This is a genomic window from Psychrobacillus sp. OK032 (genome assembly GCF_900111345.1).
Taxonomy (GTDB): domain Bacteria; phylum Bacillota; class Bacilli; order Bacillales_A; family Planococcaceae; genus Psychrobacillus.
Window position 1 is genome coordinate 134,203 of the sequence record NZ_FOGY01000011.1, and the last position, 23,570, is coordinate 157,772.

General features: G+C 37.0%; 24 protein-coding genes, 1 riboswitch and 1 other annotated feature. Of the genes, 14 read left to right on the plus strand and 10 right to left on the minus strand.

The genetic code is table 11. The features are described 5' to 3' along the window. The first annotated feature begins 326 nt into the window (after window positions 1-326). Window positions 327-558: a binding site (T-box leader), on the plus strand. Window positions 559-616: 58 nt separating this feature from the next. Beyond that, a complete protein-coding gene (locus BMZ04_RS19325) occupies window positions 617-1,777 on the plus strand; it encodes a pyridoxal-phosphate-dependent aminotransferase family protein (RefSeq protein WP_093276025.1) in 1,161 nt (386 codons plus the stop codon). Continuing rightward, window positions 1,777-3,363, plus strand: a complete 1,587-nt coding sequence (serA, locus tag BMZ04_RS19330; RefSeq protein WP_093276034.1) for a phosphoglycerate dehydrogenase — start codon at window positions 1,777-1,779, stop codon at window positions 3,361-3,363. The genes BMZ04_RS19325 and serA overlap by 1 nt, the downstream gene beginning before the upstream one ends. Before the next feature lie 141 nt (window positions 3,364-3,504). Here serA and BMZ04_RS19335 read toward each other — a convergent pair whose 3' ends face one another. Next, window positions 3,505-4,281 carry an HAD family hydrolase gene (locus BMZ04_RS19335; protein ID WP_093276041.1) on the minus strand — a complete coding sequence of 259 codons (777 nt, stop codon included), beginning with the start codon at window positions 4,279-4,281 and terminating at the stop codon, window positions 3,505-3,507. 62 nt (window positions 4,282-4,343) lie between these two features. After that, the gene (locus BMZ04_RS19340) at window positions 4,344-4,898 is read right to left on the minus strand and encodes a DUF3298 and DUF4163 domain-containing protein (protein ID WP_255368017.1); all 555 of its coding nucleotides are present in this window, start codon (window positions 4,896-4,898) and stop codon (window positions 4,344-4,346) included. Between the two features lie 108 nt (window positions 4,899-5,006). Between BMZ04_RS19340 and BMZ04_RS19345 the strand changes: the two genes are divergently transcribed. Genes BMZ04_RS19345 through BMZ04_RS19355 form a run of 3 tightly spaced genes read left to right on the plus strand, consistent with a single transcriptional unit; the run spans window position 5,007 to window position 6,522 of the window. Beyond that, a complete protein-coding gene (locus BMZ04_RS19345; protein ID WP_093276049.1) occupies window positions 5,007-5,738 on the plus strand; it encodes an AAA family ATPase in 732 nt (243 codons plus the stop codon). Further along, on the plus strand, window positions 5,739-6,329 hold the full coding sequence (locus BMZ04_RS19350; RefSeq protein WP_093276052.1) for a VanZ family protein: 591 nt from the start codon (window positions 5,739-5,741) through the stop codon (window positions 6,327-6,329). It abuts the gene before it with no gap. 34 nt (window positions 6,330-6,363) lie between these two features. Beyond that, window positions 6,364-6,522 (plus strand): Fur-regulated basic protein FbpA, encoded by a 159-nt coding sequence (locus BMZ04_RS19355; RefSeq protein WP_093276058.1) that lies wholly within the window; start codon window positions 6,364-6,366, stop codon window positions 6,520-6,522. Window positions 6,523-7,100: 578 nt separating this feature from the next. Here BMZ04_RS19355 and BMZ04_RS19365 read toward each other — a convergent pair. Then, window positions 7,101-7,319: a hypothetical protein gene (locus BMZ04_RS19365; RefSeq protein ID WP_093276068.1), complete on the minus strand. Its 219-nt coding sequence runs from the start codon at window positions 7,317-7,319 to the stop codon at window positions 7,101-7,103. A gap of 199 nt (window positions 7,320-7,518) precedes the next feature. Between BMZ04_RS19365 and BMZ04_RS19370 the strand changes: the two genes are divergently transcribed. From BMZ04_RS19370 to BMZ04_RS19380, 3 genes are read left to right on the plus strand one after another with little or no spacing between them, the layout of a single operon-like run. Further along, window positions 7,519-8,670 (plus strand): DEAD/DEAH box helicase, encoded by a 1,152-nt coding sequence (locus tag BMZ04_RS19370; RefSeq protein ID WP_093276076.1) that lies wholly within the window; start codon window positions 7,519-7,521, stop codon window positions 8,668-8,670. A gap of 2 nt (window positions 8,671-8,672) precedes the next feature. Continuing rightward, window positions 8,673-9,902, plus strand: a complete 1,230-nt coding sequence (locus BMZ04_RS19375; RefSeq protein ID WP_093276080.1) for an aminopeptidase — start codon at window positions 8,673-8,675, stop codon at window positions 9,900-9,902. Window positions 9,903-9,917: 15 nt separating this feature from the next. Beyond that, entirely contained in the window at window positions 9,918-10,787 is an 870-nt protein-coding gene (locus BMZ04_RS19380; RefSeq protein ID WP_093276083.1) for an SGNH/GDSL hydrolase family protein, read from the plus strand. Window positions 10,788-11,395: 608 nt separating this feature from the next. Here BMZ04_RS19380 and BMZ04_RS19385 read toward each other — a convergent pair. Continuing rightward, window positions 11,396-11,737, minus strand: coding sequence for a magnetosome magnetite crystal formation protein family (locus BMZ04_RS19385; RefSeq protein WP_093276085.1), 342 nt, complete (start codon window positions 11,735-11,737; stop codon window positions 11,396-11,398). 29 nt (window positions 11,738-11,766) lie between these two features. Continuing rightward, complete coding sequence (locus BMZ04_RS19390) at window positions 11,767-12,834, minus strand: M20 family metallopeptidase (protein WP_093276089.1); 1,068 nt, start codon at window positions 12,832-12,834, stop codon at window positions 11,767-11,769. Between the two features lie 108 nt (window positions 12,835-12,942). Then, a riboswitch (TPP riboswitch) is annotated at window positions 12,943-13,034 on the plus strand. Window positions 13,035-13,098: 64 nt separating this feature from the next. Here BMZ04_RS19390 and thiT point away from each other — a divergent pair. Together thiT and map are read left to right on the plus strand one after the other, a co-directional pair. Further along, window positions 13,099-13,680 carry an energy-coupled thiamine transporter ThiT gene (thiT, locus tag BMZ04_RS19395; RefSeq protein ID WP_093276096.1) on the plus strand — a complete coding sequence of 194 codons (582 nt, stop codon included), beginning with the start codon at window positions 13,099-13,101 and terminating at the stop codon, window positions 13,678-13,680. 47 nt (window positions 13,681-13,727) lie between these two features. Continuing rightward, the gene (map, locus tag BMZ04_RS19400; RefSeq protein WP_093276100.1) at window positions 13,728-14,477 is read left to right on the plus strand and encodes a type I methionyl aminopeptidase; all 750 of its coding nucleotides are present in this window, start codon (window positions 13,728-13,730) and stop codon (window positions 14,475-14,477) included. Window positions 14,478-14,501: 24 nt separating this feature from the next. Here the strand turns inward: map and BMZ04_RS19405 are convergent, their stop codons facing one another. After that, entirely contained in the window at window positions 14,502-15,230 is a 729-nt protein-coding gene (locus tag BMZ04_RS19405; protein WP_093276107.1) for a hypothetical protein, read from the minus strand. A 155-nt stretch (window positions 15,231-15,385) separates the two neighbouring features. Here BMZ04_RS19405 and BMZ04_RS19410 point away from each other — a divergent pair, with 155 nt between their 5' ends. Both BMZ04_RS19410 and BMZ04_RS19415 read left to right on the plus strand, forming a co-directional pair. Next, complete coding sequence (locus tag BMZ04_RS19410) at window positions 15,386-17,188, plus strand: M3 family oligoendopeptidase (RefSeq protein ID WP_093276121.1); 1,803 nt, start codon at window positions 15,386-15,388, stop codon at window positions 17,186-17,188. A 6-nt stretch (window positions 17,189-17,194) separates the two neighbouring features. Next, entirely contained in the window at window positions 17,195-17,740 is a 546-nt protein-coding gene (locus tag BMZ04_RS19415) for a GNAT family N-acetyltransferase (RefSeq protein WP_093276126.1), read from the plus strand. Window positions 17,741-17,831: 91 nt separating this feature from the next. Here BMZ04_RS19415 and BMZ04_RS19420 read toward each other — a convergent pair whose 3' ends face one another. The 4 genes from BMZ04_RS19420 to BMZ04_RS19430 form a co-directional block, all read right to left on the minus strand. Continuing rightward, entirely contained in the window at window positions 17,832-18,401 is a 570-nt protein-coding gene (locus BMZ04_RS19420; RefSeq protein ID WP_093276131.1) for a beta-class carbonic anhydrase, read from the minus strand. Window positions 18,402-18,477: 76 nt separating this feature from the next. Then, a complete protein-coding gene (gene mreBH / locus BMZ04_RS19425; RefSeq protein ID WP_093276134.1) occupies window positions 18,478-19,485 on the minus strand; it encodes a rod-share determining protein MreBH in 1,008 nt (335 codons plus the stop codon). Window positions 19,486-20,315: 830 nt separating this feature from the next. Then, on the minus strand, window positions 20,316-20,450 hold the full coding sequence (locus BMZ04_RS22960) for a hypothetical protein (protein ID WP_255368018.1): 135 nt from the start codon (window positions 20,448-20,450) through the stop codon (window positions 20,316-20,318). Window positions 20,451-20,549: 99 nt separating this feature from the next. Continuing rightward, window positions 20,550-21,782, minus strand: a complete 1,233-nt coding sequence (locus tag BMZ04_RS19430; protein ID WP_093276137.1) for an aminopeptidase — start codon at window positions 21,780-21,782, stop codon at window positions 20,550-20,552. A 194-nt stretch (window positions 21,783-21,976) separates the two neighbouring features. Here BMZ04_RS19430 and motA point away from each other — a divergent pair, with 194 nt between their 5' ends. Both motA and motB read left to right on the plus strand, forming a co-directional pair. After that, on the plus strand, window positions 21,977-22,780 hold the full coding sequence (gene motA / locus BMZ04_RS19435; protein ID WP_093276140.1) for a flagellar motor stator protein MotA: 804 nt from the start codon (window positions 21,977-21,979) through the stop codon (window positions 22,778-22,780). Continuing rightward, complete coding sequence (motB, locus tag BMZ04_RS19440) at window positions 22,764-23,531, plus strand: flagellar motor protein MotB (RefSeq protein WP_093276142.1); 768 nt, start codon at window positions 22,764-22,766, stop codon at window positions 23,529-23,531. Before motA ends, motB begins: the two co-directional genes overlap by 17 nt. Window positions 23,532-23,570: the final 39 nt, after the last annotated feature.

The following is a 23,570-nucleotide window of genomic DNA, read 5'->3' on the forward strand; positions in this document are numbered from 1 at the left end:
ATTTTATACAGTGTACAAACTATGGTGATGTTAGTCAATATATTTGATGGAATTAATGATTAATGAATTTCATTAATGCGAACGAAAATGTTTCTTTTATAATTTATGTTCGTGTGTAGGTTGTTATTAATTATTATCGGTTGATATGTTAGTATATGCAACACTTAAATACGAATTATAATTTTTGATAAAATATTTTTTATTTTAAAAAAGGCGTTAAATCAACGTTTTATAAAATGATTTTCAAATGATAACGCTTCCAAATAATTTTACTATATTGACAATAAAAATTACTCTGATAATATGGATTTAAATTCAATAACAAGTAAACGATTTGGATAGAGATAAGTTTTATAGTTTGAAATCTAAAGAGAGCTGATGGGTGGTGCAAATCAGTGATTTCGATTATAGAGTAGCACTCTTGAATTGGTGAGCTGAACGATTAAGTAGGTTCATCCGTTAAATGCGCGTTAAGCATATAAACTAAGAAGCTGTAGATTTTTTGCAGTAAATTTGGGTGGTACCGCGTGAGTTTATTACAAGCTCTTCGCCCCTTACATGTAAGTGTAAGGAGCGAGGAGCTTTTTTGTTTTTCAAAAAAGGGAGGAGAATGAACATGTTACAAGATCAAACAATTTTAAGAATTCCAGGACCGAGTCCAATTCCACCTAGTGTACAAAGAGCAATGAACCAAACGATGATTGGGCATCGAGGAAAAGAAACATCTCAAATGTTGAAAAATATTGCCCCAGGATTAAAACGTATTTTTGGAACAGAACAAGAAGTTGCAATTATTGCGGGAAGTGGAACAGCTGGACTAGAAACTGCGGTTGTTAATGTAGTAAAGCCAGGTGATGAAGTTCTTGTTGTAGTGACAGGCGCATTTGGCGATCGCTTCACTAAAATTTGCCAAGCTTATAATATTAAAACACATGTATTAGACGTTGAATGGGGAAGAGCATTGAACCCAGACAAGGTGAAAGCCTATTTAATCGAACATCCGGAAGTAAAAGTTGTGTTTTCTACATATTGTGAAACATCAACAGGAGTATTAAATCCAATTGATCTTCTCGCTAAAGCAGTTCGTGAAGTATCAGATGCTCTAGTAGTGGTGGATGGTGTTTCTTGTGTAGGTGGTGTAGAAACAAAAATGGATGAATGGGGAATCGATGTGATGGTAACTGGTTCTCAAAAAGCATTCATGTTGCCTGCAGGATTAACATTTGTGGCAGCTAGTGAACGTGCCTGGAAAGTTATCGAGGAAAATGAGCAACCAAGATTTTATTTAAACTTAAAGAAATATAAAGACAACTTATTGAAAGATACAACACCATTTACTCCTGCATTGTCATTGCTGTTTGGTTTAGAACAAGTGTTGAGCTTAATAGAAGCGGAAGGTTTAGAAAAAGTATATGCTCGCCATGAATTGCTTAAGAAAATGACCCGTGCTGCATTTAAAGCAATTAATATTCCATTATTAACAACGGATGAAGATGCTTCTCCAACAGTAACCGCTGTACAACCGGATGATTTTGATGCAGAGGAATTCCGTAAAATATTGAAACAAGAATTTGCTATTTCAATTGCAGGTGGGCAACAACATCTAACAGGCAAGATTTTCCGCATCGGTCATATGGGATACTGTTCTCCTGCAGATGTGCTTCAAATTATTAGTGCAGTTGAAATAGCACTAAAGAAAATTGGAAAAGAAATTGAACTCGGAAAAGCAACGGCAGCAGCGCAATATATCTATTTAACTGAAGGAGAGAATAACTAATGGCATATAATATTTTAATAAGCGATCCACTAAGTGAAGATGGTATTTATCCTTTAAGACAAGCGGAAGGTTTTAATATTGTCATAGAAACTAACTTAACACCAGAGGAACTAGGAGAGCGAATTGGTGAATTTGATGCATTACTCGTTCGTAGCCAAACGCAAGTAACGCGCGAAATTATTGAAAAAGGAACGAACTTAAAAATTATCGGACGTGCTGGTGTTGGGGTAGACAATATCGATCTGCCTGCTGCAACTGAACGTGGAATTATCGTTGTAAATGCACCGGATGGTAATACAAACTCAGCTGCTGAGCATACAGTAGCTATGCTCATGTCGCTAGCTCGCAATATTCCACAAGCATTTCATGCGTTGAAAAATCAAAAATGGGATCGCAAATCTTTTATTGGTGTAGAACTTAAAAACAAAACATTAGGTGTAGTAGGGCTAGGAAGAATAGGGGCAGAGGTTGCAGCACGTGCAAAAGGACAACGTATGAATGTGATTGCATATGACCCGTTTTTAACACAAGAAAAAGCTGAAAAGATGGGTGTTCAATTTGGGACGATTGATGAAGTAATACAAGCTGCAGATTTTGTCACGGTGCATACACCACTTCTCAAGGAAACACGTCATTTAATCAATAAAGAAGCATTTGAAAAAATGAAAGACGGGGTACAAATTATTAACTGTGCACGCGGAGGAATTATCGACGAAGATGCTTTGTACAATGCAATTGTAGAGGGAAAAGTAGCAGGAGCGGCATTAGACGTGTTCGAAGAAGAACCATTTTTAGATCATAAGCTACTCACGCTACCTCAAGTAATCGCAACGCCGCACTTAGGTGCAAGTACAGTAGAAGCACAAGAAATAGTTGCAGTAGATGTTTCTTACGATGTCGTGAGTTTTTTACAAGGTGGAGTAGTGAAAAATCCAGTAAACCTTCCATCTGTTCCAAAAGATATTATGGCAAAAATTGAACCATACTTTAACCTTATAGAAAAACTTGGTGCGTTTTTAAGTGACTTAGCGGAAGGAGTAGCGGAAGAATTAAATATTTACTACTCTGGTGAGTTAGCTAATATGACCGTAAGTCCTCTGACAAGAAATGCTGTTAAGGGTTTATTGAAGAGTAAACTGGGCGAATCAGTCAATGATGTAAATGCTAAATTCCATGCTGATCGAATTGGCATTGTGGTAAATGAACATAAAACAACTACGTCAAAAGGGTTTACTAATTTGATAACTGTCGAAGTAAAAACCGCTACAGAAACTCGTAAAGTATCCGGAACACTTTTAAACGGCCTTGGAGCTCGAATTGTGCGTGTGGATGATTTCGTTGTAGACGTAGTGCCTGAAGGATATTTATTGTTTATTCGCCATAAAGACCAACCAGGTGCAATTGGTCGTGTAGGAACGTTACTTGCAACGGAAGGTATTAATATCGCAGGGATGCAAGTTGGACGCTCAGAAGTTGGTGGGGATGCAATTATGATGCTTTCTATTGATAAGCATGTAGAGGATACTGGTGTGGAGCAATTGAAGGGCTTAGCAGATATTTATGATGCAACGCCGATCGATTTATAATTTAAACGGTTGTGAGCAATTAAAGCCGCTATACGAGCATAACTGATCGTTATCTGCGCACATGCCAGGATTGCAAGCAGTTTAATCTATACCATTAAAAGGCTAGTCCTTGGTCAACCAGACCGGGGACTAGCCTTTTTGTTATTCAAGTATCGCTAAAAGCTCTCGTAAGTTAGCAATAGTATAAGTAGGCTTTACTTCATCACTTGTCACTTTATCTTCTCGATTGATCCAAACAGACTGCATACCGATTTTGGATGCGCCGAGTATATCGGTCATTAAATTATCTCCAACCATAAGTGCTTCTTCTGGATGTAAGCCTACTAAATCTAGTGCATGTGCAAATATCGATGGATCTGGTTTTCCTTTTCCAAATGCTCCGGAAATGAGTATATGATCGAAATAAGGAGCAATTTCAGGAGAGATTTCTAACTTCGTATTTTGTAAGCTAGGCGAGCCATTTGTCATTAAAAGAAGTGTGTATTTTCCTTTTAATTGGTCAAGTACTTCGAAAGTTTCTTCATATATAAAAGGACTTTCTTTTCGCATGTTTGGAAAAAGTGAAGCAAGCTCACTTCCAAGTACTTCATCATCAATGTCTAACTTTTTTAGTCCTCTCGTCCATGCTTTTTTTTGATATTCAGGAATGATTGCTTTCATCTTTTGAAAATCTTCGCTTGGATCATCGAAAGTTCCCCATAATCCTTCAAAAGGATTTATACCAATCATTTGTGTGAAAGGACGTGTTTCGTATGTATCATATAGTGCACTTGCCTCTTCTCGAACTGCATGTTCTAGTGACGATGCATCGACATTTACTTTTGCTGCAGCATGCGCACATGTTTTTTGAAATGCAGTTTCTACACTCTTTTTATCCCATAGTAAAGTATCGTCTAAATCGAAAAAAATAGCTTTCATTTCTAACTTTTCCCCCTTTACTTTCTTACTTAATACTTTATCTTAGTAAAGGGGAAGTGTCACTAGAAGTAGAGCATTTTTTCAAGGGGACCGGTTAATGGAACAATATTTTCTATATCTTTAATAACGATTGGGAAAAACGGAAAGTTATATACATATGGTGTAATTTCGTATAATTGAAAATAGATGACTAGACAATGGTCTGCTATATAGTAGTCTTGGTCTTTCCGTATTTCTTTAAATTCTCCTAAAAGTGGGACTTCCCATTCTATAATTTTTTTATTGATGATAGTTGATAGGGTTTTGACATAATCACTATGTGGTTTAAATAAATCTTGTAAAGTATACATTTTTCCAGTAGTTACATCGAAAGTTAATGATTTGCAGACTGTTAATCCATGGGCTCCACCAGAAAAAGTGTAAACAATCAATAATATGCTTAAAATCCCGCGCTGATTATTTTTTATTTCGTAATAGCCGCTAATCTCATGTATACCTTCTGTGTAAAAGCCCTGCTCTATTAACATTTTGTTAAGAAGCGTAATAATATCCGCATTAATCTTTTTTTCTATATGCGGATGAGGTAAGTTAGATACAATAGGATAGTAAACATTCACTGGGGGATAATGTTTAAAAATATGCTTTGTTTCTATACGAACGGGTAGATTCAAGGTTCACAGCCTTTCGTAAGTTATAATAGATAGTATGAGTGGGAGGGGATACATATGTTTTTGAATAAAATCTCGATATTGCAGAGAGAAGCAAACATGAATAATCAGTATCCATTTACGATTCCAACGATAAAAAATTTAACAGAATTAGAACTCACAAGTAGTGTAACTTTCTTAGTTGGCGAAAATGGGACGGGTAAATCTACATTACTTGAAGGAATTGCGGATAATTGTGAGTTTAATACAGCCGGGGGAAGCAGAAATAATTTGTTTGAGGTAGATGCTGCTGAAAGCGCATTGGGAGAGTATATTCGATTGTCATGGATGCCGAAAGTAACGGATGGCTTCTTCTTGCGCGCGGAATCATTTTATCAATTCGCTTCCCATATTGATGAGCTGGAAAGAGAACGACCAGGAATTTTAGATAGCTACGGAGGAAAATCTTTACACGAACAATCACATGGTGAATCCTTTCTTTCGTTATTTTTAAACCGCTTCAATGGACGTGCAATTTATTTACTGGACGAACCAGAGGCAGCACTGTCACCACAAAGACAGCTAGCTTTTTTGCGCATTATGCATGATCTTGTGGAAGAGGAAGATTGTCAATTTATCATCGCCACGCATTCGCCGATAATTTTAGGATATCCTAATGCTACCATATTAAGTTTTGATCATGGGGAAATTGAAGAAGTGGAATATGAGATGACGGGCCATTACCAAATACCAAAGTACTTTTTAGATCATCGTGAAAAATTTCTTGAGGAATTATTAGCAGGTGGATAAATGAATGTAATCATTGCATACTTGGACGATATGTTCTTTTTTATCTGTATAGTTCTTCCAATCGTCATTATTTGGCGTATTGCCCGGTGGAAGAAGAGGGGATTTAATGTAAAGGAAAGTTTGCATGAAATCGGGTTTCTGATGCTGATATGTGTACTAATAGGATTATTTTCACAAACAATTATTCCTAAGGCAGGAACGGGGCAAGTTTATGGAACTGGTGTGAACTTACAGCTATTTCGTGTTGTAAAAGAAACATATAATGCGATTGTCTACTTAGGATTTTGGCAACCTTTTTATATAAACTTTCTAGGGAATATTATTCTTTTTATGCCGATTGGCTTCTTATTGCCATTGCTTTATAGAAGGATGATGTATTTTCCAAATACCGTTATTATCGGATTATGTATATCACTTTTTATCGAATTTACACAAATTCCGCAAAATAGGAGCAGTGATGTGGATGATCTTTGGTTGAACACATTAGGTGCGTTTTTGGGATATTTATTTTATATATTTATCTACAGGTGTTTTCCCGCTTTTGCGAAAACTTTTAAAAAAAATAGTTTAAAATCTTCTAGAATTGGGTAAACCCTATATGTACTAACTATGCAAGGAGACAACTATGATTATACAGAGTAAAGAATCTAAAATGGAAGAAAAACGAGATAATATGATAGAGGATTTAGTGGAGAAGGGCGTATTTAAGATTGATGGAAAACAATTGTATCAACTAAATTATTATGAACTAATGAAAGAATATATAGCGGAAAAGGAAAGCTAAAAGTGCCGATAATAAAGGCACTTTTTTTATTGCTAAGGATTTAATAAAATCTATGATATATGGCTAACTTTCTCTCAAGAACAAAGATATGCCAATTTTAGGAATAATGCGCAATAGTAAGTTTCCGCTAGGATTTCCGCTGCAGGGCGGACGCTTTCCGCGGGGTGAGCGATTATGAGCCTTCACCGCCGCTTCGCGTACGTTGTGAAGTCTCATCTGCCTCACCAGAGGAACGAAGGCTAAGTGCGCCACATCGTGTGGCAACGCCTTCGTGACCAACATCCTGTTGGCCTCCGCAGGAGTCGCCGCTCTTCCGCTCCAATCCACTACAAAATCTAGCTAATTAGAGTCACTGTTTTAAATTCAATCTTATGTAGTAGTTCTTGAAAATCAGATTCAATACCGGTTGAATGAGACTGAATACGCTGTAAACAAGTAGACCAAAGCCCATCTCAAAAGCGACAAAAAAATGACCGCTGAACACGACTAAACCAATCCAACTGTTTTTGAGATGTGCCTTATCTCTATCGGTATAATATTTCGATGTATATATCCGGTAAATGGCTAAGAGCAATCAATCAGTTATTGAAAGCAACCATTCTTAAAATAAAAAGTTTACTTGGAGTGAGTCGACGATTAGTTTGATAAGTAATTCCAATAAATTGATGTAAGTGATGAGCTTTATCCACCGAAAGCGAAGCGGCAGGTGCATGAGCTGAAGACCCTGGATTGAGCGTAGCGAGGGAAGCGGCTGAAGCCATGCCCGCGGAAAGCGTCCGCCCTGCAGCGAAAATCATTGAGGACACTTTATTCAACTTGCTAAGAAGCATTATTTCTATATTGCACAAACTATCCTTTGTGGGTAGCTCTGGTAAACAAGATATACTTAAAGACCACTTGCACTTTTTTTGTGTATTCTTTCAATTTCTAATCACTAATTGCCGATAATAAAAGTGTGGTACACTTGAATCAAACATAGATGAGGTGGAATAAAACTTGACTTTTTTACAAAATTTAAAAGAACCATTACAAGAAAAATGGGCGAAATCAAATTTCGCATTTGAGATGCCAATACAAACAAAACTAATCCCGCATATGCTGGATGGTTCAGATATAGTAGCAGAATCTCCAACTGGAACAGGAAAAACATTGGCTTATGTTATTCCACTTTTACAAAAGGTAGATCCTACTAAGAAACAAGTGCAAGCATTAGTAGTAGTTCCTTCTCAAGAACTCGGCATGCAAATTATTGAAGTTTTTCGCGATTGGATTGCAGGTACAGATATTACCGTTGCGCAATTAATCGGGGGAGCTAATATCCAAAGACAAATAGACACACTGAAAAAAAAGCCGACGATTGTCGTAGGAACACCTGGACGATTACAAGAACTTGTAAAGACGAAAAAACTAAAAATGCATGAGATTAAAACAATCGTATTAGACGAGGGCGACCAACTATTAAGTAGGGAACACCGCACGACTGTAAAAGGATTAATCGATGCAACAGTAGAAAGACAGCTCGTTGTTACTTCCGCTACGATTACAGATGAAATTGAACTAGTAGCAGATAGATTGATGAATAGTCCTATTCGTATTCAGGTATCCGCAGAAGAGATTCCTTCGAAGGGAGAAGTAATCCATAGTTTCGTCAAAACAGAGACTAGAGATAAAACAGATCTTTTAAGAAGACTCTCGCATATAAAAGGGATGAAAGGACTTGCATTTGTAAATAGCTTAGACCAGTTACTAATGAAAGATTCCAAGCTATCCTATAGAGACGCACCGATCGTTTCGCTTCATTCAGAAATGAAAAAAGATGAGCGTAAAAAAGCATTGGACGACTTTAAAAATGGAAAAGTGAGCATCTTAATAGCGACAGACGTTGCTGCACGTGGTCTCGATATTTCAGGTTTAACACATGTCATTCATGTGGATGTCCCACATTCGATCGAACAATATTTACATCGATCAGGGCGCACTGGTCGTGCAGGAAAAGACGGGGAAGTATTGACATTATTGACTTATTCGGATGAAAAAACGTATAAAAAATGGACAAAAGAACTTCCGAGCAAACCGGTTCAGAAAATCTGGCACCGCGGTGCATTAATAGAAGGTAACACCAAAACGATTGATAAAAAGGGGAAGTAAAGATGAATTTCCAACAAAAACTAGAAGAATACGCGGAGCTAGTTGTAAAAGTTGGCTTAAATATTCAACAGGATCAGCCTTTATTAATTGGGACAACAACTGACACGATTGAGTTTACTAGGCTTATCGTAAAAAAAGCGTATGAAGCAGGAGCAAAACGAGTAGATGTAAACTATTCAGACGAAGTGAATGCACGAGCATTTTACGATTTAGCTCCGGATGAAGCATTTCATGAATATCCAAAATGGTTAGCAATGCAGCGAGATGAGTTGATCGAAAACAATGGTGCATTATTATGGATTGATGCAGACAACCCAGACTTATTGGAAGGTGTATCGGTTGACCGTATTTCCAATTTCCAAAAGGCAGCCGGAAAAGCGTTAGAAAACTATAGAAAAGCAGTGATGAATGATGTGATTACTTGGTCCATCGTTGCAATTCCTTCTGAAAAATGGGCAGCTAAAGTTTTTCCAGAGTTACAAGCCGAACACCAAATGGAAGCACTATGGGATCTTATTTTCAAAGTGGTGAGAATTGGGGAAGGTACGGCGGTTCAAAAATGGAAAGAGCATATTAATCACTTGGAAAGTCGTGCTGCACTTTTGAATGCAAAGCGTTTTAAAAAGCTTCACTACAAAGCGGAAGGAACAGATATTCAAGTAGAGCTGCCAAAAGACCATATTTGGTTAACTGGGGCTAGTAAAAATGCTCAAAGCGTTCCTTATATTGCAAATATGCCAACAGAAGAAGTGTATACAGCACCACTAAAAACTGGTGTGAATGGGTATGTAAAAAACAAGAAACCACTCGTATATCAAGGAAATATCGTGGATGATTTCACCTTAACGTTTGAAAATGGAGCTATTACAAAAATAGAAGCAGCGATCGGTGAAAAGCTTTTACGAGAGCTAATCCAAACGGACGAAGGTGCTAAATATTTAGGTGAAATTGCATTAGTTCCACATGAATCTCCCATATCTGCATCAAATGTATTGTTCTTCAACACATTATTCGATGAAAATGCATCTAATCATTTTGCAATTGGCGAGGCATATCCGACATGTGTAGAGGGAGCACGCGGATTATCCCATGAAGAACTAGAGCAAATGGGTCTTAATACATCCATCGTCCATGAAGATTTTATGATTGGTAGTGCAGATATGGATATAATAGGAGAACTAGAGGATGGCACAATGGAGCCTATTTTCCATAAAGGTACATGGGCATTTTAAGGAGTGGAACATTGCATGAAGAAGTGGTTTGTTATAATCGTTTTTTTACTGCTTCCTTTTTCGGCTTTATCTGTCGAAGCAAAAAGTCCGGAAGTTTATATTGCAATAGGTGATTCATTGGCGGCTGGACAAACGCCAAATCGAGAAATTGATGCTGGATATGCAGATTTAATAGCTGAAGAATTGAAACGTTCGCGTCAGCTTGCTTTTTATTCGAAAGGTCTCGCTTTTCCAGGGTTTACGACGGCTGACGTCCTCTCCACTGTGCAATCTGAGGAAGCAAAAGAATTACTAAAGAATGCAACGCTTGTTACGATTTCTGCAGGCGCAAATGATTTACTAAGACTAGTAAAAGCAAACCCAGCAAACGGTTCACTTGCATATAAACAAATTCAAGCTGATTTTGCTTTAAATAATGTTCGGAAAAATATGGCTGAAATTATAAAAGAAGTAAAAGAAGCCGCTCCAAAAGCAAAAATCTATGTAATGGGTTATTATTTTGCCTACCCACATGTACATGAAACTCAAAAACACGGTGTACAACAAGAATTGAATTTACTGCATTCAATATTAAAAACGCAAGCGGAAAGTAATGGTGCAGTATATGTATCCGTAGAGGAAGCATTTGCGTCGCAAGCAAAGGAACTTATTCCAAATCCAGCGGATGTGCATCCTTCGATGGAAGGATACCGAATAATGGCCAACGCGTTTTTTACACAATATAACAAAAGATTACAAATACGACCAAACGAGTTACCGACTCCAAATCCTCTCTCATTTGAAGAAATTATTAACGGTCAAAAGGAAGCTGCTACATCGCCAGTTTCTAGAGTAGAAGGTTTGGAAAATTATTTGTCTCTAACAGAATTAAAGCCATATATTTAAAAAGCTGTCTCCATTCACTGGAGGCAGCTTTTACTTTAGTAAATTAGAAAATCTATGACATGTGGATAACTTTCTACAAGTGATTCTCCGACCAGACTCCAGCGCCTTACTCCTGCGCACAGCTCGTCGCAGAAGAACGTTGCCCCTCGGGGTCAAATGGGAAAAAGCTGCTCCTGCGCGAAGCTCGTCGCAAACAAAATCGCTTGTGGTGGCTGAGGAACTGCCTCCTGGGCCCGCACGATGCGGGTCATGTCTGCTTTGCCACAAGATGTGGCGTACTTTGCAGACCTACCACATCCCCATTTGCCTGTCGGAGGCCTGCAGGATGCAGGTCATGCAGTCGTTGCGAAATGTTTTTTTATTTTGCGACGAGCTTTGCGCAGGAGCACCACGATGTCGCGAACTTAGACTGTATTCCTCTAACATAGGCGCTTGCGCTTTTGTTTTTATTTCGTAGTTTTTTTAGCTTTTATTGCTTTTTTTACAATCGGATAGACGATTGGAGCTAATTTTATTGCGGTTTTTAGGATAGCTTTTACTTTCATTAATATCTCTCCCTGGCTTTTCTCTATGATGTTTATATTCCCCTTATAATCGTACCATAAACATTATCTTAACACTCTAATGCCTTGTATAATATTCCATATTAGTACAATCATATAAATAATTATATATATCATGATAAATAAAAGTGGTCCAAATGTTGACCATAAAGATGGTTTTTCAAACGTCAACAACATGGAAGAAGTGGTAGGGATTGTAGTTGCAAATACACTGATAAATATAATGATCATCAGGACGACTGGTATAATATGCGAGATAAATGACTTTTTTGCATGATATTTTACTTCTTTATCTTGTGAAACAAAAAAGACAATAATCGGTACAATGAATGGTGCAAATAACACGCTAAAATATGATAAAGCACTTAACATTTTACTATTATTCATTTATTCGAATCTCCTTTCTAAAATATCGTTCATTCCAAAATAAATGAAATTAGGATTTGTTTAAATTGCTGTACTGCTGAGATTAACACATATTCTTTCTCTCCATGCCAATCTGCACCACTCGGTCCAAACTCAATAGCACCGGCACCTGTTTCTGCATAAAAGCGAGTGTCGGCAGAGCCATGTTGACCAAATAACTTAGTCGGGCGTTCCGTTAGAATAGACGTTATTTGTTGTATTTTTTTTACATATTCATTGTTTTCTTCTGTGGTTACTGCAGGAGCTATAGAATGGATTATCACATTGCTATCAGGAAAGTGACTGCTCGCTGCGTGTTTTATTTCTTTTATAATATTATCCGCTTGTTGTCCGGGCACAAAGCGAATGTCGTATGATATTATACACTTGTCCGGTACTACATTGAATCTTTCACCTGCATGTATTTTTGCCAAGTTTAAAGATGGATAATCATAAAATGTATTTCTTGCAGATAAAAAAGAGAGTTTGCGCATTTCTTGATCGAATGCAAATGCTTGCTCGATTGCGTTGATCCCTTCCCAAGGACGACTTCCATGACTAGATTTTCCTTTTAATACGATATCTAATTGGACAATTCCTTTTGCTTGTAGTCCAATATGTAATTGAGTTGGCTCACCACAAATGACGAAATCTCCGTGAAATCCTTGATCGACTAGAAACTTCGATGTATCTCCAGACGTTTCTTCGTCTGTCACAATATGCAATTGTACTTTTTTCTTTAGTCTATGAGGAACTAATGAAAGCTCGTAGAAAGCTTGCATCATTGCTGCTACTCCTGCTTTCATATCGGCAGACCCTCTCCCATACAATAGGTCGCCTTCTATATAAGGGATGAATTGTTCAGGATTACCCGGGACAACATCTACATGCCCATTCCATACGATACAGTCATCTCCACTACCTATTTCAGCAAATAGCATGAATTTAGCATTATGTTCATATAATACTGGAGCAATATCACGTTCTTCGAGCCAAGATTTACAATATAATAGTGCCTTGTTCGCCCCTTCGATATCATCACTTTTAATACGAATCAAATCTTTTAACAATTCAATCATGTTAGTAACCCCTCCGTTATATACTCTTTCCATAAGTATATAACAATAAGGAAAGAGGGGTTGCATTCCTAATTTTATTGGGCTACAATAAATTCGAACTAAATAATTCATAACCACAAGGGGCGTCGCTTACGCGGCTGAGATTGTACCCTTCGAACCTGTAAGTTCAAGCTTGCGTAGGGATGTGGATGGAAACTGACAATCGCGCGATGTCTGGGTCTATCCCAGGCGTCGTTTTTTTTGTGGGGAAAAAAGGGGATAACAATGAGAAATCAACGTATATTATTATTAGCTGAGATAGCTATTTTTGCAGCTTTAGGATATGTACTAGATATGATTGGATTTAGTATGCCACAAGGTGGTTCTGTTACGTTCGTTCTTGTACCGGTCATTTTAATTGCTTTCCGACGTGGGGTTGTAGCAGGGCTAATTACTGGATTGTTAATCGGTTTATTGCAAGTAGTGACTGGTCGTTTTTACGCAGCACCACTATCTTTTGAAATTGTTGTTTTACAAGTAGCAATTGATTATTTTATCGCATTTATGGTCGCTGGATTCGCTGGTTTCTTTAGACCAGCGTTTATAAGAGCGTTGGAGAACAAGGATACGAAGAAAATGGCTACAGCCGTTATTGCTGGAACGTTTATCGCGGCATTTCTCCGTTATTTAGCACATGTTACTTCGGGTATTCTATTTTTTAGTGAATTTGCTGGGGATCAAAATCCAATCTTATATTCGTTCATATATAACTCTACATATATGATTCCAGTATTTTTAGTTGCAGCATTTATATGTGTTATTTTGTTCGTAAAAGCACCACGGCTTTTACTGCCGAATAGAGTATAAATATGATATGATTATTGTACAGTTAAAGGAGAAGGGATCTTAAATAGATGATTGTACAAACAAATGAAGAGTTAGAAGCGTTAAAAAAAATTGGTCGGATTGTGGCAGAAGTACGCGATACGATGCAGGCTGCAACAAAACCAGGTGTCACAACAAAAGAGCTAGATGAAATTGCAGGCAAAATGTTCGCAGAAACAGGAGCAATTTCAGGACCAAAAGGTGAATATGATTTTCCAGGGTATACTTGTATTAGTGTAAACGAGGAAGTTGCGCACGGAATTCCAGGATCACGTGTCATTCAAGAAGGTGACATGGTCAATATTGACGTGTCTGGTTCATACGATGGATACTTTTCGGATACGGGTATTTCATTTGTTGTGGGGGATGGCTATCCAGAAAAAGAAAAACTATGTAAAGTAGCAGAAAGTGCTTTCAACCGTGCGATGTTAAAAGTGAAGACAGGTGCTCGCTTAAACCAAATCGGAAAAGCAGTAGCAAGAGAAGCAAAAGACAATGGTTTACACGTTATCATGAACTTAACGGGACATGGAATTGGAAAGTCGCTTCATGAAGCACCACAACATATACTAAATTATTATGATGCATGGGATCCAACGATATTAAAGGAAGGTATGGTACTTGCAGTGGAGCCATTTATCTCTGAAAAAGCAGAGCATATTGTAGAGTCTGGAGATGGATGGACATTCGTAACACCTGACAAATCATTGGTGGCTCAAATCGAGCATACTATTGTAGTAACAAAAGAAGGTCCGATTTTGTTAACAAAATTAGATTAACTAATAAAAAAACGCCACCCGAAATTAATTTTTCGGTGGCGTTTTTTTGATGAAAAGGATGCCTACAACAAGCACACAGCTTAAAAATATAGAAGCAGTCGATATGAGTAATTCGTTTAACAGATGACGTACAGCTAGTCCTATAAACGACCAGATAAAAATCACTACAATTGCTCGGTCTTCGTAATGATACCGGAAATGAAGAGCAATTGCTGTGGCAATGGTTAAGAAAATAACAGTCCAAAGAGACTTGGTTATTCCCAGCCCACTGAATTCATAATACGTTAAAAGGTAATCTAGATTTATGAATGTCTCAATAAAAATCCATCCAAAATAAATAGAAATAGGTATTCTACTCATCCAATTTTGTAGATGTATGGGATAAGTTATATAAAGTAAAAACAAGGTTCCAAGTAAAGCAAACAGCATAACAATAGAATAATTAAATAGTTCAAAATGCCATAAAAGAATCCATGCTATATGAAAAATAGAGGTAACAGCGAAGAGTAAAACTCGTTTTAAAGGGAGTTGTCGCGTAGCCCAATACTCTTTTATACTATTCCAAATCCAACATGCCAATAATATATATATTACAATCCAAATGAAAAATACATAATGGGCAGGTGTGAAAAATATAGGAAGTCTATTTAAAATGCTATCAGTTGTTTGATCATTTATAGGAAGTGTGTTTGCAAGTATATGTACAGTGATAGTAGCAATAAAGCTTAAAATCAAAAGGATTATTTTGACCATTCGATCTCCTCCTTCTATATAGTAAGTATACCTTTGAAATAATCGTACTACAAATTACAATTATGAATATTATGTGACGAAACAGCATAATTGGTTAGCCCAAAACATGGTATACTAGATTTTTAAATATACTGTAATTGTAGGGGGAATATTTAATGTTGGAAGAAACTTATTCAGTTGTATGGGATTTAGATTCCTTTTTTGTGGGGGGGAGTAGTTCAACGGCACTTCGAAAGCATTTGGATGAAGTAAAAAATAAATTGGTAGTCTTTGAAGATGAGCTGAAAAGCTTTTATACACCATCATCTATTCAAGATGTAGATCAAATAGTACATACGATTAACAAATTGAAGGATATTGCAGTAAACTTATCTGAAGGAGGGGCAGTAATCGGCTGCTTCTTGGCACAAGACACTACGGATAAACAAGCTGCGTTATTAGAAGGGGAAGTAGGATCTCTATATGCAAAATTGTCTTCCTCTATGCTTACTATCCAACAAGTGCTTGGTCAGACAGAAGAATCGGTATGGGCAGATTTGCTTCAAACAAAAGAACTTTCAACATTTGCTTTTGTATTAAACGAATGGAGAGACGAAGCAAAGAAAATGCTATCTGAAAAAGAAGAAGATATGATAACAACTCTTAGCGTTGATGGATATCATGCTTGGGGTCAACTATACGATTTACTAGTAGGAGACATTCGCATCAAATTAACGTTGGATGGAGTGGAAAAAGAGTTATCTGTTGGACAAGTGAATAATTTAAGTTCGCATGAGGACGCAGCAATACGAAAAGAATCTTTTAATGCCTTGGAAGCTGCATGGGCAGAAAAAGAAGATTTTTTCGCCAAAACATTAAACCATCTTGCTGGATTTCGACTAGCTGTATACGAAAAAAGAGGTTGGGATAACGTTTTACAAGAACCTTTGCAAATCAATCGCATGAAACAAGAAACATTAGATGCTATGTGGGGAGCTATTTCCAAAAATAAAGCTCCATTCGTCGAATATTTACAGAGAAAATCGGCAATACTAGGCGAAAAAAGAATGCATTGGTATGACTTGGATGCTCCGGTTAGTGCATCTACTGAAAAGATGGATTTTCAACAAGGTGCTGCCTTTATTTTGAAGCATTTTAAAGAATTTGGTCCTAAGCTTGCTGCGTTTTCAAGAAATGCTTTTGAAAAAGGATGGATTGAAGCGGAAGATCGTCCAAACAAACGTCCAGGAGGTTTTTGTACGGGAATGCCCGTTTCAGAAGAATCCCGTATTTTCATGACGTATAGTGGATCCATGTCTAATGTTTCTACGCTTGCACATGAATTAGGACATGCTTTTCACTCATATGCTTTAAGACCGGTTCATTGGATGAATCGTCAGTATGCAATGGGCGTAGCGGAGACAGCGTCAACATTTGCCGAAATGATTGTTGCGGATGCAGCAGTAAAAGAAGCAAAAACTGATGAAGAAAAAATTGCTCTTCTAGAAGATAAAATTCAACGTAGTGTAGCATTTTTTATGAATATTCATGCCCGCTATTTATTTGAAACTAGATTCTATGAGGAACGTAAAAATGGAATTGTCTCTGCAACAAGATTAAATGAATTGATGGAAACTGCCCAAAAAGAGGCGTATGGCGATGCGTTAGAAACAACTCATCCACATTTCTGGGCTTCTAAATTACACTTTTATATTACCGACGTACCGTTCTATAATTTCCCATATACGTTTGGGTATCTATTTTCCCTAAGCATCTATGCGAAAGCTATTAAAGAAGGTGCTAACTTTGAAGAAAAATACATTGCTCTACTTCAAGATACAGCAGTGATGACGGTGGAAGATTTAGCGATGAAGCATTTAGGGGAAGATATTACGAAAGAAGCGTTTTGGATTAAAGGAATCGACCTTTGCATTCAAGATGTGAACGATTTTATTCAATTTACTAATGCAAAAGGGTGAAAAAGCTTGATTTACTTAGAAGGGGATACTTGTTATTTACGGACATTAAATATAAAAGATGCACCAAGCTTAGCAGATCTGGTTTGCCGAAACAAATATTATTGGTCCATCTATGAACCGCTTCACCGAGATGACTACTACACTACTACCGTTCAAAGAGAGAAAATTAGAGAATCCTTGCTATTGATGCAAGAAAAAAGAGAATTTGGTTTTGGCATATTCGAGCATAATACGGATAGAATGATTGGCCATATCTCGTTATATAGCCTAAAGAGAATGCCCTTTTCAAGTGGACTAATAGGTTATTCTATTGATGAACAATTTGTTGGAAAAGGGATAGCATCAGAAGCAGCCCATATCGTAAAAACTTTTGGATTTGAGCATGTCAACTTAAATCGCATAGAGGCTTATGTATCTCCACGGAATTATGGTTCTATTAAAGTGTTAGAAAAGAATGAATTTCTACGAGAAGGGCTGCTTCGAAAACTTTTATTTATTAACGGTAAGTGGGAAGACCATTATATGTACGCTTCACTGAGTGATGAATATTGAAAAGGTAAGAGTATTTACAAGAAATTAAAAAGCCGGATGTTCAATTACTGAACAACTGGCTTTTTAATGTGTAGATTTCCCGGGAAATACTCTATTTCTTGTCGATAAGACCATTTGTAACTAAGTCTAAACGTCCAGTCGTTGGATCAATAATTAGACCATGAACAGGAATGCTTGGTAGAATGAGCGGATGATTTCTAATCATATCCACACTATGTAAAACACTTTCTTCTACGTCAGAAAAACCTTCTAGCCATTTATCCATATTAACACCTGAGTATTTTAAAACATCGAAAGTACGCGAATCTACACCTCTTTCGATCATTTTTTCTACTATTTTATCTGGTTGTATTGCACTCATGCCGCAATCATGATGTCCAATGACAAAAATTTCATCTGCTTGAAGTTCATAAACGGCTACAATCAAACTTCGCATAATACCACCAAATGGATGATTAATAACGGCACCGGCACTCTTCACTATTTTTACGTCACCATTTTTAAAGTTCATTGATTTGTGAAGCATTTCAGTAAGTCTAGTATCCATGCATGTTAAAATCACAATTCGCTTGTCTGGAAATTTTGTAGTTAAATAAGGCGTGTATTGCTTTTCTTCTACAAAAGACTTATTAAAAGATAAAATTTCATCTAAATTTGACATAATGTTCCCCCTAAAGTTTATATTACTTTTTATTTTATACGAAATCTAAGGGGATTGCTTATTATTTGTTTGAAATTTATTTAGCTGCTTTTTGTTTACGTTCAGACATGAAGTAAGATTTTGCTGTTCCAATTGCTACTGATTGTAACGGTTCAGGTGCTAGATGAACAGGTACTTCAATAACACTTGAAAGCCATTCTTTCATATCTTTTAATAGAGCACCGCCACCTGTGAGTACTACTCCATGATCTACAATATCCCCAGAAAGTTCAGGTGGGATAACTTCAAGTGTTGCTCGAACCGCTTCTAAAATAATTTCAAGCGATTCTTTAAGAACTCCTTGAATTTGTGTGGAAGAAAGATGGATTGTTTTAGGCAAACCGGTTACAACATCTCTTCCGCGTACATCCATTTGTTCTACAGTATGTGGGACTAATGCATGGCCAATTGTTTTCTTTATATTTTCAGCAGTTGGTTCTCCAATGATGACATTATATTCTTTTCGAATAAAATGAATAATGGCTTCATCCATTCTATTGCCTGCAGATTTTACTGTGTTAGAAGCAACTACGCCACCAAACGAAATAATTCCAACTTCGGTCGTACCTCCACCAATATCCACAATCATACTCGCAACGGGTTCATTCACAGGAAGACCAGCTCCAATTGCTGCAGCAACAGGTTCTTCCATGAGTTGCACTTCTTTTGCACCACTTTGTCGGACGGCATCTTGAATTGCTCTGCGCTCTACAGATGTTGCACCGGAAGGTGTACAAACAATGACAGTCGGTTTTCTAAGTGCAGTACCTAATTTTTTGCTAGCTTTTTGCATTAATAGTTTCAATAATTGAGTTGTAATATCGAAGTCTGCAATAACCCCATCTTGAAGTGGTCTTATTACTTCGATTGATATAGGTGTTTTACCTATCATTTTTTTGGCTTCTTCCCCGAAAGCTACTATTTCTTTTGTCTTTGTATTAATTGCTACAACAGTCGGTTCATCTATAAGTAAGCCTTTGTTTTTTGTATAAACTAATGTATTTGCTGTTCCTAAATCTATTCCAATATGTGCATTTGAAAACATTTTTGTTCCTCCAATTCAATCGTACAATAAAAGTGTAAGCTCCTATGCAAGTAGAATACTGTCAAAATTCGCGACATGGTGTTGCTCCTACGCGAAGCTCGTCACAAAATAAAAGAACATTTCGCAACGACTGCATGACCTGCATCCTGCTGGCCTTCGACAGACAAATGGGGAGGTGGTAGGCCTGCAAAGTGCGCTACATCCTGTGGCAAAGCAGACATGACCCGCATCCTGCTTGCCCAGGAGGCAGTTCCTCAGCCACCACAAGCGATTTTGTTTGCGACGAGCTTTCGCAGGAGCAGCTTTTTCACATTTGACCCCGAAAGGCTATGCACTGAAGTCTAGATACTTAGTAAGTATAATAGATAAATAGAGGATTGCCATATGTTATATGTTGGAAGTTTACTTATGTTTCAATAGAAATTAGTTATTTAAGATCATATTTTAATGTTGAAATATATGAAAAGTACTATTTTGTCATAAATTTGAAACACTATTGTTACCGAAATGAAAGGAAAAAGAGACGTAATGACATCTAATTAGAACATAACTTCCGACAAGATTATTTCCATTTATAGTGGAAGTGTCCAAAGATGCTACTAAAGTCGAGCTGAGTTTTGAATTTGCTATATATTAAATTGGAGGTTGATTGATTATTTGGAGAGTTCGATCGATTTCTCACAAAGATAGATTGATTCACTATTTCCTCTAAGATACGACCGTATTGTTCTATGTCCCCACCCAACTTAATTTCATTATAGAACGTTTTAATAAAAGAATATCGATATTGGAAAACAAAAAAACAACCGCATAAAATGCGGTTGTTTGTATTATTTAGAAGGTTTTGGATCTACTTGGATTGCATCTTTTGAGTTCATACCTTTAGCGAAGTAATGAAGGATTGTATATCCGGAAATTCCTATACATACTGCAAAACCAAGAACTGTAACTGTGAATAAGCCCATTATTAAACACCTCACTAGTTATGATACTATTATTATAGCTTATCTTTCTTGAAAAAGTAAGAAGAAAGATTTAGAAACGAAGCCTTCAGCTAAATAATATTAAAATGCCCAGTTTCCATCGCGGAATATAGGTTCTGTAGTACCATCTTCTTTAATGCCATCTATATTCATTTTATCTGAACCAATCATAAAATCTACATGCGTAATACTCTCATTTAAACCATTTTCCGCAAGTTCTTCACGACTCATTTTCTTTCCACCTTCTAGGCAGAAAGCATATGCACTTCCGATTGCCAGATGGTTGGAAGCATTCTCATCGAACAATGTATTATAAAATAATAAATTTGAATTCGAAATTGGTGAATCATGTGGTACAAGCGCTACTTCTCCTAGATAGTGAGAGCCTTCGTCAGTAGCAACAAGATTTTCCAACACTTTTTGCCCTTGTTCTGCTTCTACTTTTATGATCCGGCCTTTTTCGAAAGTGATCGTGAAATTGTCAATAATATTTCCGCCATAGCTTAACGGCTTACTACTTGCTACATAACCTTCTACACCTGTTTTCAAGGGAACTGTAAATACTTCTTCTGTTGGCATATTTGCCATGAAATCTTCGCCTTTTTCGTTTACACTACTAGCACCACACCATAGATGTCCTTTTGGAAGTTCGATTACTAAATCTGTTCCAGGAGCCGTGTAATGTAGTTTTTGATAGTTTTTATTATTTAAATAATCTACTTTTGCATGTAAAAGAGAATCATGCTCTCTCCAAGCTGCGACTGGATCTTCTAAATCTGCGCGAACCGCTTTAAAAATAGCTTCCCATAGTGCTGGTACTTGTTCCTCTTCTGCTAATTCAGGGAATACTTTATTTGCCCATGCTTTAGATGGGGATGCTATTACTGTCCAACTGATTTTATCTGATTGTACATATTGACGATACTTACTTAAAGCTTGCCCAGAAGCTTTTTGGAATGCAGCAATTTTAGCCGTATCTACTCCTTTTAGAAGATCAGGACTTTGACTAATGATGCTCATAAATGCAGCACCTTCTTCAGCTAAAAGCTCTCTTTCTTGTACTTTCCATGAAGGGAAATAGTCAAAAGAATCTTTTGGAGCTAGCTCATAACGTAAACGTGTAATTTCATCATCTGAAAAGTCTACAAATACTTGTGCCGCCCCAACTTCATAAGCTTTTTTAGTGATTAAACGGACAAGTTCGACACTATCAATAGATGCCGCAATGTATAACTTTTGTCCTGGTTGAATATTTACCCCAACTTCTACTGCTAATGAAGCGTATTTTTCTAGGTTTTTTTCGAATAAAGTCATAATTCATCCACCCTTTCTATACTTAATTTCATAGTATCAGTTTTTAGAATGATATGACAATATGGATAGAAGTTAAAAAAGTAGAAAATTGTTCAATATTGTCGAATTTATCTTATAGAAAAGTATGTTTTATATTCAAACTTCTTTAATATTGCCGAAATAAAGTAAAGAAATAGAATGTGGAGGTTACGAGATTGGATAAATCTACAGTTTTTGGTCTTATAATTGCTATAGTTTCCTTATTAGTGGGGATGCTTTTCAAAGGAGTTACGCCGGACGCACTATTAAATCCAGCTGCAATTTTCATCATTATTTTTGGGACAGTTGCAGCAGTTATTATTGCATTTCCGATTAGTGAGTTAAAACGAGTACCAAAGCTTTTTGGAGTACTCTTTAGAGATAATAAACTAGAATCAGATGCAGAAATTATTAAGATGTTCTCTAGCTGGGCAGATTTAGCTCGTAGAGAAGGATTACTTGCTTTAGAAAGTAAGTCTGGTGATGTGACAGATCCTTTTTTAAAGAATGGGTTAACCTTAGCCATTGATGGTCAAAATGCGGATTATATTAGAGACGTATTAACCGAAGAAATTGATGCTTTAGAAGACCGTCATGCAGGAGGAGCTTCCATATTCTCACAAGCAGGTACATATGCACCGACACTCGGAGTACTTGGAGCAGTTATTGGTCTAATCGCCGCTTTAAAAGACATGAGTGATATTGAAAAACTAGGTCATGCCATTTCAGCGGCATTCGTAGCCACGTTGTTGGGGATATTCACAGGTTATGTAATTTGGCATCCGTTTGCAAATAAATTAAAGCGGAAGTCCAAACAAGAAGTTCGTCAAAAAACGATGATGCTAGAAGGAATTCTTTCCGTATTGGAAGGAGATTCCCCACGTGTTATTGAACAAAAATTAGCTTCTTATATATCGATGTCAGACCGCAAGAAAATTTTAGGCGAAAGCGGGGAGGATGGCCTTGGCAAAGAAGCGTAAAAGAACAAAAGAGGAGGAGCATGTGGATGAATCTTGGCTTATTCCATATGCAGATATTCTCACCTTATTATTAGCTTTGTTCATCGTGCTTTTTTCGATGAGTACTGTTGATCAAAAGAAGCTTGAGGAGATGTCACAAGTATTTACGCAAATTTTTGATGGTGGGACGGGCCTCATGGAAAATCCATCTCCCCTAGATATGCCAGTGACACCAAATCAGACAAATGAAGCAGATGAAAGTTCTGCATATATAGAGGACCAACAAGCATTGGCAGGTATTCAAGATAGTGTCGATGAATACATTGCAGTGAATGCATTAGAAAAGCAATTTGCAACAAAGTTAACGAATGAAGGTTTGCTCGTTACTATTCGAGATAATATATTGTTTGAGATGGGACATGCGGAAGTGAAGCCGGAGTATCGACAAATTGCAGAAGATATAGCAGATCTTCTCGTATTCGATCCGCCTAGAAACGTTGTTATTACTGGACATACTGATGATATCCCAATTTCAAGTAATGAATTTTCATCTAATTGGGAGCTAAGTGTTATGCGTTCCGTTAACTTTTTGAAAATCTTAGTAGAAAATAATACGATTAATCCTCTTTATTTTAGTGCAAAAGGATATGGGGAATTTAGACCGGTAGCCTCCAATGATACCGCTGGAGGACGTGCACAAAACAGAAGAGTTGAAGTACTTATCCAACCTCGTGTATTAGAAGATGGTACATTAAATGACTCTCCACAGTAATACTAATAACTGACAACTAATTTTTGTTGTCAGTTTTTC